Genomic DNA, 15,916 nt, shown 5'->3' with positions numbered 1-15,916 from the left:
GCACGCGTCCCGAGGCGGTGGCATCAAGTGGACGGGTGGCGTGGTGGTCGGGCCCGGCTGGACCCCCGACCACCCCGGTGGGCGGTTCGCCGGCCGTCTCTTCGGCAACTACTACTACGACCGGGAGCGGATCCGGGCCGAGCGTCGGGAGGTCACCGGCGCGCAGGAGCGCAACCGGTCGCACACCGGCCGATACCTGGTGCTGAAGGCGGACCTGGAGTACATCGCCCTCGCCACCGCCAGATGGGGCAACCTGCTCACCGAACTACCCCTCGTCGAGGACCTGCTGACGATGCTCCCCGACGGACGAGGTCCGCTGCTGCGGTCGTCGGCCTGGCAGGCGACGGTCCCCGACGGGCTGTACGTGTACGTCGCCGAGTCCGACCTTCAGGACCTGGCCCTGTTGATCGGCCCCGCGGATCCGACGACGGCGGGATTTCTGGCGGGACTGCTGCCGCCGCCACTGGGACGGGAGCGGGCCTGGCGGGCGCCCGAGCCGATGCGGCTCGGGCAGGGCCTGACGGTCAACGTCCTGGAAGACAAGATCGACCTCGACGAGCTGAAGGCGTTGCTCCACGACCGTCTCGCCGGGCAGATCCGGGGAGTGCTGCCCGCCGATCTCGCCGACGACGTGCTCGGTGGTCTGCGGCACCTGCTGGCCGGGCTCCGCGCCGACGGCGTCAACGCCTTCCTCGACGACCTGCTCGAAGAAGGGATCCCGCTGGTGCTGCGCCGGCGGGCGTACCTCGGACGGCGAGTCGTGCAGGTCTCGGTGCGGGTGCGGCAGGAGGGCGAACCCGTCTTCCGGGACCTGCGACACGACGTCAGCATCGAACACCATCACATCGCGCACATCCGGCAGGAGGAGAACGACACGACCTCCCGGCGACACCTGGGGACGCTGCAACTACTGGCCGGCGACGGCACGTCGCACGGTCCGGTCTTCGCCCTGATGCCGGGTGCGGCAGCGGGCACCGCTCGGGGCCGTTCCACACACCGCCACGAGGCGCGCCTGCTGCGCGTGCACACCACGGTGACCTCCACGGGACCGACGGTGCGATTCGCGATGAACCTCGTCCCGGAGGTCGTCATCGAGCACGCCGACGGGACCACCGAGGTCGTCTCCGGTCACCCGGTCCAGCCGCTGGTCCGAGTTCCGGAGACGATGAGCCGTCCGGCGGTCCGGGATGCCATCGAACGGGTGGACCCGTCACCGGGGATCGTGACGATCCGGTTGCTGGCATCGTGGGAGGTGGAGCCGGCTCGACTGGTCCGGTGGAAGAACGACCCGTTCGCGGTTCGCCTGCCCACCTTCTTCGGACCCGGCCAGGCGTGGGGATCGAAGGTGCTGCGGCTCGCGGCGCAGCGTCTGCTCACCATGATGGTCAGTGGCCGGACCGGCCTGCCGGGCAGCGACCTGGCGGGCATGGACCGAATCGGTTCGTCCTATCAGGTGGCTGGATCCGATGCGAGCGCCACCCTGGGATCCCTCTTCACCCGAACCGTCCTGAGCAGCACCTTCTTCCAGATCAACGACGCGAGCGACCGTGACTCCGCCGGTCGCCTGCCGGATGTGGACGGAGAACAGGCCGGGCTCGCCCTGCCGACGGTCTCGGTGCTCTCGACCCTGAGCGCGGCGGAGGGCACCTGGCTGGACGTGGACGCGCGCCTCCTCGCCAACCTGCGTAACGTCCGCCTGCACTCGGTGTCCGGGGCACAGGGCGAGGCCGTCCGGATCGAGCGTCGCAAGGTGCTGCTGACCCCGGCGGGCACCGATCACCAGAGCGCGGACAGCGGGATCCAGGACGTCCTCTTCCAGACCTCGTTCGACCACCGGAACCAGCGCGACGGTGAGATCAACGAGACCGACCTGTTCGCCCTCACCGGTGTGACCGAGACGTCCAACACCGAGGACGACGCTGCCGGCGGGGAGGGTGAACCGGGCAGCTACCGCAGCGTCCGCGACATCGGGCGTACGTACGAGTACCGGGCCGACGTCGTGTACCGGATCGTCGCGACGCTCGACGGTCGGTCCGAGGGCATCGAGGTCGTCATTCCTGACGGCTTCTGGTTCCGGCTGCGGGAACGGGAGGCGTTCCCCACCGGCCTGATGACGGTGCCACTGGCCCAGGCACTGTCGCCGTATGTCGACGTGGTCGACCACGCCGCCGCCGCGTATCGCAAGGCCGCTCAGGAGTCGGAGGACGCCTGGCACCGCGTCGTCGTGGCCGGGCAGGAACTCGCGCAACGGATCGAGGCCGAGCAGCAGGCATGGCGACATCTCGCCCAGTCGTTCGCGACAACCGGTCAGAGCGGTGACTCCCCGCTGCCCGACGGTGTCGAGCAGTGGCTCCAGGAACGGACCGACGACCGCGACCGCGGGTATCTGCCGGCGGTCCGAGCGGTCCAAGGGGCCCGCGAGAGTTATCTCGACGCCCACCGGCAAGCCCTCCGGGCCAACCAGGATCTGCGCGAGGAGCAGGCACACAGTCAACGCGGCAACATCTTCTACCCGAGCGCTGCAGCCGACCTGTCGGCCGGACAGGAGGCGGTGGAGCGGGCGGACGACCGGGAGACGTTCCAGCGGGAGCAACTCCAGAAGGCCCTGGCACAGATGGCCGGGCCGGCCACCATACCGGCGCTCGCCGCGGATCTGACGCACGATCATCCGGAGCTGACGCGGCTCGGTGCTGTCTGGCGCGAGACGGTGGGCCGAGCGCGTGCGGCAGCGGGTGAGGCGAGAAAGCACCTGGCCGACTTCCCCCAGTCGCGGACGAAGACCGAGGAGGCCGCCACCTCGCTGCGGAATCTGCGTCAGTCGCTCAAGCAGCAGGTCGCCCGCCTGGTTCCGGGCAACGTGTGGGCTGCCGAGTCGGGCAGCCGGTCGGTGGACGACGGTGGCCTGCCTGCCTCGCAGACCGTCGGTGATCTGGACGGACCGGCCGCAGGGGAGTTCGCGAACGCGGGGATCGGGTTCCCCGGTGGACAGTACTGGCCACCCGAGGTGGACGGCCCGGACATCGCCGGGGTGCCGCCACTGCCGGTCATCCCAGGTGCCTTCGTGGTCGCGACGCACGGCGACGCCCGTGGCGTACGGATCCGGGGCCGGCACGTCTCGGTGGCCCATTTCGCCGAGGCCATCCGTCAGACGCCGGGGTGGCGGGGGCAGCCGCTGGCGCTGGCGGTCTGCAACTGCGCTACGAACAGCTGGTCGAGCCGATTCGCCGACAGGCTGCGGCGGATCCTGCAGGTGGACGTGTACGCCAGCGACGGTTGGGCGGAGACCGGGCATGGGCGGTTGCGGGCCCTGCACGTGGGCTTCGAACCGGACCACGAGCGAGGGCTCGACCAGCCGGCCCCGAACGGTTCCGCAAGGATCTCGCTGCGGCCAGCGGCGTTCTGGCACTACCCGGCCGACGGTGGTGACCCGGTCGAGGTCGGGGCGGACCTGACCGCCGTACCGGCCACCGGAGCTCTCCCGGCACCGCCGCAGCCGTTCGACCCGGACCCCGCGAGCGGGTTCCCCCTGTCCGACCCTGAGGTGCAGCGGGCCTCACACGCCCTGGCCCGGACCCATTTCGAGGCGCTGACCCGCGCCTGGCAGAGCACGGCCGTCGCGGGGGCGGCCGTCGCACCTGCCGAGCCGGCGTCGACGTCCGACACTGATGCGGTCGTGTCCTCCGCCGAGTCGGCGTTGCAGGAACTGGCCGACCACCTGGCCGTTGCCGAGCAGATGCCGTCACCCTCGGTCGAACTTCTGCCACCGACCGGCCCGACCGCCGGCTTCGACCCGGCTGCCTGGACGGTGCGGGTGATGGTGGACGAGCCGGACCGCATGCTGGTTGACCTACGGCGCGGGGCGCTGGCGGCGGCGCAGCACTTCCTGGTGTCCCGCCTGATGGCGGGAACCGGTGACTGGCAGGCCGGTCGGGAGGCCGCCGACCGGGTCGCCCTGCACGCCCGTCGGTTCCCGCTGTTCGTCGGGGGCGCCCAGTCGGGACTGGCCGCGGCACTCTGGCACGATCTGCACCACCCCGAGCAGGGTGACGTGGCCCACCGCCGGGTGCGGGAGCGGCTGCACCAGGCGGCCCGCGATGCCGACGGTCGGCTGGCCGACGCGGGGAGCGTCCCCGGGTTCAGCCCGCGAGTACGCCGACGGCTGGCGGAGGCACGGGACGAGGCGTGGCGGCGGCTCGCGCACGCCGTGGAGTCGTACCGCAGCTCGCTGGCGCAGACCCAGGCGGACGCGCTCGAACTGGCCGCGTCGCAGCTCGGCTCGGCCCGGGACTGGCGCACCGACCTGCTCGGTGCCGACATCGACGCACCGACCGGCCAGTGGCTGCTGCCCCGGCCCGGCGGCCTGTACGTCGGCCCCGACATGCAGCGGCTGGGTGAGCTACCGAACCGCCCGGCACATCCGTCGCGGCTGCGCCTGGTGGTGGACGCCCGGGACGCCGGGTCGCTCCGCCGGGCACGGCGGCAGGTGCGGGCGGCGGTGCAGGCGCTGCCCGGTCACCTCGCGGACCGGGTGATGGTGGAACTGCTACCGCCCGCACCGCTGGACACCGCCACCGCGATCAAGCTGGCGGACCGGCTCGGCGGCTCCGGCCGGTCCCTGCTGCTCGGCCGGGACGCGGTGACCGGTGTACCGGCCCGGTCGGAGCGGGTCCGGCCACTTCGCGCCGGAGGTTGGGACAGCCTCGTGGCGACTGCCACCGAGTTCGAGTTCCGCCCGAGGGACGCCGCACCGCCGTCGACGCTGCGCCTCAGCCCGTCCCTGCACCTGCCGCGTCGGTCGGACGGGACCTACCGGCTCGCCGGTGAGCGCGACCACTGGCTGATCCTGGACGAGGAACTGTCGCTGGACGGCACCGTGCCCGGCCCGGCCCCGTGGGCTGCGCTGGCGCAGGCACGCCGCGTGGCGCGGGCACTGGCCGGGGGCGACGACCTCCACCCGGCGCCGCTCCGGACGCCGGACGACGTGTCCGCACCGCCGCCGATGCCCACGTCGTCCGCCGCGCCGGACACCGCCGGTCCGGACCTGCTCGGCCCGGTCGACCCGACACGCTACGTCTGGTCCGGCGGTGCCGGCGATCTCGGGTTCGCGCTGCCGGACCTGGTGTACGCGCTCGGTGACCTGGCCGGTGTCGCGTCGGACACGCCGCCGGACACGGCCCGCGAGGCATGGGGGTGGCTGGCCGAATCCGTCGGCGTCGACTCCGGCGACGCGCTGGCGCTGCTCGACGTCGGGTTCGTGGCCGCGCTCGCGTACGGCATCGGCGGCCTGACCGCGGCCCGGGTGACCGCTGTCCGGCAGCTCGTCGCCCTCGACCGCACGCTCTCCGCCGGTCCGGCGGACGCCTGGTATCGCAGCCCGGCCCAGCTCAACGCCCTGTTGCACGAGCTGTGGGGACTGTCCGACCCGGACCCGGACACACCGCTGGCCCGGGACTGGTTGGTGGTCGCCGTCGAACTGGCGCCGGGCGCCGCCGACCTCGCCGAGTTGGCCCACCGCAGGCGGCAGCTCTACGCGACGGTTGACGCCTGGATCGACTCGGCCCGTCCGCTGTTCGGCGGCCGGGTGTGGTCAGTCGGCGGAACCGGTCGCGAGGACCCGTGGCCGGACGCGGTGGTGATCGCCTACCCGGCCCACGACGACGGCCGGCCGCGCCCCCTGGATCCGGCGATCGGTGTGCCCGGTGGGGCGGGCTGGCTGACGGTCCTGCTCGACCGGGCCCGCGCCGCCGATCCCGACCTGTTCGGCGGCCCGGTGGTGGTCCGACCGGTCGGCATCGACGCCCGGTGGCTTCCGGAACTGCGTCGGCAGGCCGCCGCACTCGACCACCGGCTGTCGCAGAGCTTCCAGGTGCAGCCTCCCCGCGCCCATGCCGAGCCGATCCTGCGGTTGCGCGGCGGGCGGGGAGCCCGGGAGCTGGAGCTGCCGGTCCTCCTCAAACGCACCGACCCGGGCCGAGGGCGAGGCCGCCGGGACATCGCCCGCTCGTCGCAGGGGCTCCGGCTGGACGCCGACGGTGACGCCGGCGGCATCCTGGAGGTGGTGGAGCCGCCGCTGCTCGTGCTCGACGACGAGGTGGTCGGGGCCGACCCGGCGGCCGTACACGCCGCCACGGCCGAGGCGGTCCGACGCGCCACCCGGTCAGGCACGCTCGGCTCCCTCTTCCCGGACTACACGGTGGCACCCGAGATGCGGGACATGCCGCTCACCCCGCTGGCTGAGCAGCCGTACGTGCAACACAACTACGGCTTCCCGGTCGAGGACATGCACGAGTTCCTCGGGGACCTGGTCGACTACCACGACCAGACCAGGAACCAGGCGTTCGGGAAGGCCGCCGCGCTGACCACGCAGGGCCTCGTCTTCGGTGAGTACGTCGCCACCGCGTTCAACGGCGGCGTGAAGCCGGACCTGAGCCGGCCGTCGCCCGCCACCACCCTGGCCGGTTACCTGGCGCAGGAGTACACCCGGGTGGGCGCGGTCGCGTCGGCCTACCACACCAGGGAACACCGGCCGAAGAACCTGCTGCTCTGGGCCACCCGGGAGACCTGGCGGGCCGCGCTCGCCGCGCTTCCGGCCGAGCTGCGGCGCTACCTGCACACCCACGCCGAGTGGGTGCAGGAGCAGTTCCTCACGCGATACCGGACCCACCACGCCGAACAGCTCTCGCAGGCCGGACGCGGCGCGGACCTGCTGGACGTCGAGGTGCCGGGTAAGTCGTTCACCCTGCGCCAGGTGCTTGACAACGTGGTCCGCACCAACCCCGACCGAGCGATCACGCCGGCCGAGGCGCTGAACATCCGGACCTACACCGACGAGATCGACACCAACGAGGGTCACCTGCGCCATGTCGGGCTGCGCATCGGCGAGGGACGCAATTTCGGGCTGGCGCACTCGATGTTCTCCTCGGTCCTCGAACGTGACGGCCAATGGCTGTGGCGGCGGGTTCGCCGGGGATACCAGAAGGTCGCCTTCGCGCGTACGGCGTCGGCCGCCCCGCCCACCGTCGAGCTGGCCGACCTGGTGGCGGACCTGCGACGCCAGGTGGCGTCCGGTGAACCGGCCCCGGGCGGCCCGGCCGGGCCCGGACCGGTCTGGCAGGGCGCACTCCGGCTGCTGACCGGGCTGCTGGAGCACCCGGACCGGCTCGACCTCTCGGCGGCCGGCGACGTGTTGGACCGGGTGCCGCCACAGCGGCGCATCGACCTGGCGACGGCAGTGCTGGAGAGCGTGCACCTGCGGCTCGACCCCGCGTTGCGCCGCCGGATCCAGATCGTCGACCTGCGCGCGGTCGACCTGCCCGAGCGGTCGTGGCCCAAGATCCACCAGTGGTTCCCGAAGGCGGAACTGCGTGTCGTCGACGAGCCGGTCCAGTTCCCACCGAGCTGGGCGCAGCTCAGCGACCGGTTCGCGGGGGCCAACAGCGCGCCGGTCCGGGTGCCGGTGCGCGAGGTGACCCGGCGCCTGGACGAGCTGGCCGGGGACCGACACCGGCTGACCGGGTTCGCGCGCGGTCTGGGGCTGACCGACGACCCGGCCACCGGCGCCGACGCCCGGGAGGCGCTGCACGATCTGGCGTACCTGACCGCGGCGGTCTCCGGGCCCACGTTCGACCGGGCCGACCTGGAGCGCCTCGCCGGGCTGCTGACGGCGCTGCGCCCGGAGCACCGCGTGGTGACCTGGGGTGACCTCGAAGCGGCGGTCGGCGGGCTCTCCGCCGACCAGCCGTGGACCGTGACGTTGTCCGTGCCGGACGTTCGCTGGCTGCTGAAGGTGCTGGCCGACGGCGACCGGCGGGCGGCGGATGCACTTCTGCGTGCGGCGGCGGCGCTGGCTCGCTGGGTGTACGGCCCCGAGCCGCGCGAGGGCAGCCTGGCCCGGTTGGGTCGAACCATCGAGGTCTTCACCGGGCGGACCTTCGTCGGGGAGACCGACCTGCGGCAGGCCGTCAGCGCCGTCACCGGCGGCGACCCGGCACAGCTTCGCGGAACCAATGTCGCCCTGACGGCCACGCTCATCACCGATCTGGACAAGCGCGAACCAGTGACGGTCGACCTGCTGCGCGAGGTGCGGGCACTTGCCGCGCGGCTCTTCGACGACGAGGCCAAAGCGGCGGAGCTCGTCGGTACGGCACGGCTGGTTTCCGTGCTGCCGGACCGGCCGAGACTCGACGATCCGGCCGCGTTGATCCCACCGTTCCGACGACTGATCTTCGAGCATCTGCGGATCTCCGAGGTGGAGCCGCGACACCTGCGCTGGCTGGCCCGGACCCTCTATCACTTCCGTGACGAGGCGGTGGAGATGCTCCACATGCTGGCTCGGGACACCAGCGTCCTGTTCGGCCCGACGGCCACCGCCGACGACATGGTCGGGCTGGGACGCCTGATCGGCCTCCTGTCCGGCCCTCGCCGATGGAACCTCAGGCTGGACGACGTCTTCGATCTGGTGAGTCGCCTGGAGGCGCCGGCCGGCCGCAGGCCGCTCCAACTGGCCTACGTCGACGTTCAGGCGCTGACCCAGGTGATCCGGCAGGCTGCCGACGACGGCGCCGTGGCCGCCGTACGCGACACCCTCCGAGCCGTCTGGTCCGTCTTCGGCCCGTCGGACGATACGCAGCCGACGGCGGGGGACCTGGTGGGCCTGGTGCACCTCGTCCGGGCACTGGAGATCGGCCGAACGTCGGTGGACCGGGATGAACTTGTCACCGCCGTACGGCGGGAGATCTTCGCCGACGACCCACTCTGGACGGGCAGCGTCGCCGAGGTCAGGGCGGTGGCGCGGGCCATCCTCGCGCACGGCGGGACCGGCGCGGACGCGCGGCGGCTCCGGCGTCAGGTGTGGGCGTTCGAGCCGCCCGGCAACCCGGCCACCCAGGAACTGGTGCAGAACTGGCGGCGGACACTGCGTGACTGGCTGACGGGTCTCGCTCCGTTGGACGCCGCACCGGGCTGGTTGGCGGAACAGACCGGTCTGCGACACGGAACCAGCCTGCGTAAACGGTTCGGCCGGCTGCTCAACGACGGCCTGCCGGCGCACGGCGACGAGCAGGAGTCGTTGCTCACCCTGGGCGTGTGGGCGCGGGCGCTGTTCGGCACGCGGACCACCGTCACGCAGGTCGCCTCGGTGCGCCGACTCTCGGCCGCGCTGGCGGCGGAGGACAGGCGCCCGGTCCAGTGGGGCAACCGCTTCGACCTGGCGGTGTGGGCGCTGCGCGGTGGCGACTCCGCAACGGTCACCGACAGCGAGCTGAGGCGGCTGCTGGCGGCCGTGGAGCACGCCAAGAACACCCGAGGCGACCTGCCGGTCCGGGTGGCGGACCTGCCGGCGGCCTGGGCGGCGGTGGGCAGCGCGCCGGAGACGGCCGGGGATTCCACTGCGACATCGCGCGGCAGCCGCAAGGACCGGGTCGGTGGCCAGGTGTCCGGCGACGTGTGGGCGGTCGACGACGCGTCGCGCGCCTCGGACGACGGCGACCTGCCGGCCCCGTCCACGCCCGCACTGTACGGCGGCGTCGGCGGAGAGTTCGCTGACGCGGGAGTCGGCTTCCCCGGTGGGCGGTACTGGTCACCCGAGGCGAGCGGCCCGGGAACCGCCGTGCCGCAGTCGCTGTCGGCCATCCCCGGCGCCTTCGTGGCCGCCCTGCACGGCGACGCCCGAGGCGTACGCATCAACGGTCGGCACGTCTCGGTGGCCCGGTTCGCCGAGATCATCCGGATGACGCCGGGGCGGCGGGGACAGCCGCTGGCGCTGGCGATCTGCGACTGCGCGACGGACTCCTGGTCCACCCGCCTCGCCGACACGCTCCGCCGCATCCTGGGCGTGGACGTGTACGCCAGCGACGGCTGGGTCCAGAGTGAGCCGGGGCGGCTGCGGGCGCTGCACGTCGGGTTCGACCCGACCGGCGAGTACGCGCTGCGGCATGATCTGGCGGCGTTCTGGCGGTACCCGGCCGACGGCGGCGATCCGGCGCGGATCGGACCCGAGCTGACCGGAGTGCCGGCCGTCGGGCAGCCGTCGGCACCGCCCCCGTCGGTCGACCCGCACCCGGCCAGCGGGTTCGCCATGGCCGCTCCCGAGGTGCAGCGGGCCTCCCACGACCTGGCCCGGACCCACTTCGACACGCTGCTGCGAGCCTGGCAGAGCACGGCCGTCACGGGGGCGGGCGATGCCGCTGTCACCGCCGCCGAGGACGCGCTGCGGGAACTGGTCGTTCACCTGGCCACCGTCGAGCAGATGCCGTCGCCCTCGGCCGACCTGCTGCCGCCGGACACCGACGGCATCCTCGGCGTGGCCTTCGACCGTTCCGCCTGGACCGTGCGGGTGGTGCTGGACGAGCCGGACCGGATGCTCGTCGGACTGCGGCGGGAGGTGCTGGTCGCCGCGCAGCACTTCCTCGTGTACCGCCTGGTCGCAGGCACCGGAGACGACCGCTCCTGGCAGCAGGTCACGCAGGGGGTGACCGACGAGACCGCGCTGGACGCGGCCCGCACGAACCCGCTGCCCGTCGACGACGACCGGCACGGCCTGGCCACGGCGCTGCGGCAGGACCTGTACGACCCCGAGCACGGCGACTCGGTCCGTCGACCGGCCCGGGAGCGGTTGCACCAGGACGCCCGTGACGCCGACCGGCGACTGGCCGACGCGACGGAGACGCCCGGCTTCAGCCCCCGGACGCTGGCCTGGCTCGGTGTCGCCCGCGAGCAGACCTGGGAGCGTGCGACGACCGCCTCCGCCCTGCACCTCGCGTCGCTGGCCCAGACGCAGGTGGACGAGCTGGAGCTGACCTCGTCGGCCTTCGGCTCGGTCCGGGACTGGCGGGTGGATCTGGCCGACGTGGACCTCACCGCACCGCCCGGACGACACCTGCTGGCCCGCCCCGACGGCCTCTACGTCGGCCCCGACCGCCAGGCCCTCGGTGACCTGCCGGAACGCCCGGCGCACCCGAGCCGCCTGCGGGTGGTGGTGGACGCCCGGGCGGCTGCCGCCGCATCGGCGGTGCAGGCGGCGCTGGACGTGCTGCCCGATCGCCTCAGGGCACACGCGATGGTGGAGGTGCTGCCGGCGGCACCGCTGACGACCGATCAGGCCGTGGAACTGGCCGACCAACTCGGCGGGAATCGGACGCTGCTGCTGGGGCGCGATGCGCTGGCCGAGGTGCCGGTGCGATCGGGGTGGATCCGTCCGCTGCGTGCCGGCGGGTGGGACAGCCTCGGTGCGACGGCCACCGAGTTCGAGTTCCGGCCGTTCCGCGCGGCGGCGTACTCGGTGCTGCGGCCCGGTCCGGGCCTGACGCTGCCGTCCACCCGGGGTGACGGCTACGCGCTCGTCGACCACGACGACTGGTGGCTGAGCCTCGACGACGAGCTGACCCTGCGCGCGGGACCGACGCACGAGCCCGCACCCTGGGCTGCGGTGGTGCTGGCTCGCCGGGTCAGCCGGGCCCTGACCGGGGGCGACAGCGTGCATCCGCACCCGCTGCGGGTTCCGGACGTGGTGGCCGGTCGACCGGCCTTCCCCGACCGGCTCGCACCGACAGTGGGCACCTCCGACCTGATCGATGCCCTGTTCGGGCAGGTCGACCCGGGCCGTTACCAGTGGCCCGGCGACGACGGTGGCATCGCCTTCGGCCTGCCGGACCTGGTACGCGCCATCGGTGACCAGGCGGCCACCACGTCGAGCGAGCCACCTGCGGTCCGCCTGTCCTGGTCACACCTGGCCGAGGCGGTCGGTGTCGACCCGCGCCGCCCTTCGGCCCTGCTCGACGCCGGTTTCGTCGCCGCGCTCGCGTACGGCATCGGTGGGTTGAGCTGGCCCCGGCTGACCGCAGCCGGACGGCTCCTCGCCCTGGGCGGACCGACCGGCGGCGTGGATCCGGCCCGTCTCACCGCCCTCGTACACCGGCTGTGGGGCCTGCCCGCACCGGCGCCGGACGAGCCGCTGGCGTTCGACTGGCTGGTGACGGCGCTGGAGTTGGCCGCCGGGGCGGTCGACGCCGACGACCTGGCCCGGCGGGTGACGCAGACCCACGCGACGATCGACGACTGGATCGGCTCGGCGCGGCCCTCGTCGGAGGCACGGGTGTGGTCGCTCGGCGGTGTCCGTGCCGAGGAGCCGTCGCCGGACGGGGTGGTGGTCGGCTACCCGGCCCGCGAGGACGGCAGGCCCCGGCAGCAGGACCCGGCGGTGGGCGTGCCCGGCGGTGCGGCCTGGCTGACGGTGCTGCTCGACCGGCTGCGGGCCGCCGACCCGGACGCGTTCGACGGGCCGGTGGTGTTCCGGCCGGTCGGCCTGGGCACCCGATGGTTCCCGAAGCTGTCGGTCCGGGCCGAGGAACTCGACCACCGGTTCGGCCTGGACTTCAAGGTGCAGCCGCCGCGCTCGTTGACGGCCGGTGACGGCGAGCAGGCCGACGCGGCCACGCCGCCGACCGGTACGGCACCGACGTCCGCCCTCACGCGCCATCGTGCCCTGGCCGGGCTGACGGGGGTCGCGTCGGGAACGAACGCGCTGGCCGACGTGGCCCGGCGGGAGGCCGTCCGGCTCCGGCGAAGAATGGCGGCGCACGCGGAGACCTCGACCGTCATTCACGTCGCCGAGGAGGGCCGGGGTGGCACGACCTTCCGGCCGGTGCAGGTGCTGGTCGACGAGAGCGGTCTGCACGGCCTCGACCCGGAAACCGGGCTGCCGGACCGGGACTACGGATGGGCGGGCAACGGCCGGTGGGAGACGGTTGGCCGGCTGCGTGGCGGACGGGGCGGCAAGGAACTGGAGACGTCCACCCTCAGGTGGCCCGGTGACGCGTCGCCTCGCAACGCCAGACGGATCGCGACGTCCAGGGACGGATTCCGTCTCGACGCGGATGGACTTTGGGGCACGCTTCTGGAGATCGTCGAACCGGCGACACTCGTGCTGGACGACGAAGAGGTGGGTGCAGACCCGCGCTCCGTGGCCCGGACGACCGCTGACGCGATTCGACGAGCATCGCAGCCTGTCACCATCGGCGAGGCGTTCTCGGGCTGGGCGGTCGACTCCTCCTTCCGGGAGATGTTGATCGTTCCCTCCAGGCGTTACGCCGCGGGGTTACAGCACAATTACGGTCTGCCGGTCGAGGACATGTACCGCTTCCTGGAAGACCTCGTCGACCATCAACGCCGGTACCACCCCGAAACGTCCGTCCACAAGCTGGCCCTGCTCGACGAAGGTCTGGACTTCGGCCGGCTGATCGCCACGGAGTTCAACGGCGGCCTGCGCCCCGATCTGACCATGCCCTCCCTGGCCACGACCCTCGCGGGTCACCTGGCCCACGAATACACGCGCGTCGGTGCGGTCGCATCGAGGTTCTACCAGGTCGGAACACAGCCGAAGAGCCTGATGCTGTGGGCCACCCGGGAGACGTTCCATGCCGCGCTGATGGCGCTTCCGCAGGAGTTGCGGCAGTTCCTGGCGACGAACGCCGCCCGGATCCAGCGCCTGTTCGCCGACCACTATCGTCGGCGCTACGGCACCAACCTGGACCGGAACGTTGGCCCGGGTGAACTGCGTAACCTGCTGGACGACCGGCCGCGAGGCGCGAGATTCACCGTGCGGGAGCTGCTGGACAACGTCCTCCGCCCGAATCCCGGCCGGATCATCGGAATGGCCGAGGCGCTCGACATCACCACGGAATTCACTGCGGTCGACACCAACGAAGGGCATCTGACCCACGTCGCGCTGCGGGTCGGGGAGGGGCGGGGCTTCGGCAATGCCAATCCATGGTTCCGCGCCGAGGTCGAACAGGACGAGGAGTGGCTCCGAACGAGGGTGCGTAGGGGCTACCGGCGGGTCGTCCTCGAACGCTCAGTGCAGAAGTTGGTCAGCGCGGTCGATCTCGTCGAGGTGGAGAGCGATCTCCTTCGCCAACTGGCGTCGCTGGACGGTTCGGCCGAGGGGGCGGGCCGAGAGGCAACCGACCTGCGCCGCATCTGGCAGGGCACGCTGCGGTTGGTGGTCGGCCTTCAGGACATTCCCAGCCGGCTCTCCCTGTCGGCGGTCGCACCGTTGCTGGCGCAGGTCCCCGAGAGACGCCGACCGGTTCTGGCGATGGGCCTGCTGGAAAGTGTGAACCTGCGACTGGACCCGGCGCTGCGACGGCAGATCATCATGGTGGACGTGCGCGGAGCAAACCTGGCCGGACCGACCGCGCGCCAGGTCCAGCGGTGGTTCCCAAATGCCTGGGTCCGGGTGGCGGACGGCCAACTGTGGTCGCCAGTGCGGTGGGCGCAGCTCAGTGACCGGTTCCGTGGGGCGAACACCGCACCGGAGCGGGTGTCGGTCCGGCAGGTCGCCGAACGGCTGGCGGACGTGGCCGGGGGCGCGCACCGGATCACGGAGTTGGCCCGGAACCTGGGGGTGGAGGCCGATCCGCCCCGCGACGCGGATGCGGAACAGGTGCTGTCCGACATCGCCTACGTCACCGCTGCCGTGTTCGGGCCTATGTTCACCGCGAACGATCTGGCACGGATGAGTCGACTCCTGCTGGTGCTGGGCCGCGATCACCGTCCGTACACGTGGGATCAGATCGAGGTCGCCGTCGGTCAGCTCGGTGCGCGGACGCCTTCGGTCAGATTGTCGTGGGGCGACGTGGCGGCGCTGGAGGCATTGATCAGCCCCACCGACTCGCCGGATCGGAATCGGGCCGCGCTCGGCAACCATGTGACCAGAGCCGAGATGATCTTCGATAGAGAGCTCAAGGCGGGAGACATCTCGCGACTCGGCCGTGCCGTGCCGGTCCTGTCGTCGCAGGGACTACTGGTTGGTGGCCTCGATGTGGCCCAGGCCAGCCGAGCGAGGGTCGCCATCGACGTCGTCGCAACGTTCCGCACACCCATCGCGCCCACTGAGGTGAGGAGTCGATTCCTGCACATGCAGCGGCTGGGTCAGGTCGTTTTCGGTGCATATCTCGAAGAGCCGGACCTGGTCGGTCTGGCGCGGATGTTCACCGTGCTGCCGCAGGGGCTGCCGCTGGACCTGTCCTCGTTGCGACAGGCGGTCGCCGCCCTGCTGCGGCGTCGTCTGCCGATGCTCGGCGAGATCCGGCCGAGGCACCTCCGTTCGCTGAGCCGCATCCTCATCCACCCCTGGGGTGATGTCGCGGAGGAGATCGATTCCCTCGTTAAGGACACCGTCCTCGTCTTCAGGCACAATGCGGATGCGGAGGACCTGATCGGGGTGAGCCGCCTTACCCAGGTTCTGCGCTCCGTTGCCACCGACCGCCGGCCCAAGTTGGCTGACGTGACCGCACGCTGGGCGCGGGCGAAGGGTCTCGCCCTAAAGCCGAATCACGTCGATCTGCAGGCACTTACGGACGTCGTGCGCAATGCCGACGCGCGCGATGCAGACCCCTACCCCGACCTGGTCGACCTCATCACTCTCGTCCGACAGACGCTGGGGAGTTCGGCGATTGGCGGGGACCTCGCGACGCTCGCCGCCCTCCGGGCAGCCCCGCCGGCCCGGCGTCCCGTGCCTCCGACAGCTGCGGCGGGAACAGTCGCCCCCGTTCCCTGGCGCGGTGGGCCCGGGTGGCACGCCGCTGCCAGCGCCCGCGCCAATCTGCTCGTCCGCTCCATCGGCGGTGGTGATACCGCGACGATCCGGATGTTCTCCAACCGGGTCCATGACGCGGGACCGACGAGCGTCGAACGTGCAGCCGTAGCGTTGCTGGACCGGGTACGTGCCATCCTCGACGGTCGGCCGGGCCCCCACGTCATGCCGGTCGACCTCGTCGTCGATCTCGAAGCGCACAAGCTGGACGCGAGCCGATCCCTCGGCGTGCTGGGGAGACGCAGGCCGGAGTACCACGAACAGCTGGCCGCGCTCAATCTATCGCTCTTCGTCTGCCCGCCGGGGACGTCCCGGCGGCCATAA

Annotated in this window: 1 protein-coding gene (running past one end of the window); it reads left to right on the top strand. The window is 72.4% G+C overall.

What is annotated here, in order from left to right; all coding sequences use genetic code 11:
- Positions 1 to 15,916 carry the final stretch of a hypothetical protein gene (locus tag ACFYTT_RS08165; protein WP_387258117.1) on the top strand. The gene continues 35,597 nt to the left of window position 1, outside the view, so 15,916 of the gene's 51,513 nt are visible here — the last part of the coding sequence; the start codon falls outside the window, past its left edge; its stop codon occupies positions 15,914 to 15,916.

It is taken from the genome of Micromonospora sp. NPDC003816, from assembly GCF_042874705.1.
Lineage (GTDB): Bacteria > Actinomycetota > Actinomycetes > Mycobacteriales > Micromonosporaceae > Micromonospora.
This window is presented reverse-complemented; position numbering and strand designations above follow the sequence as displayed.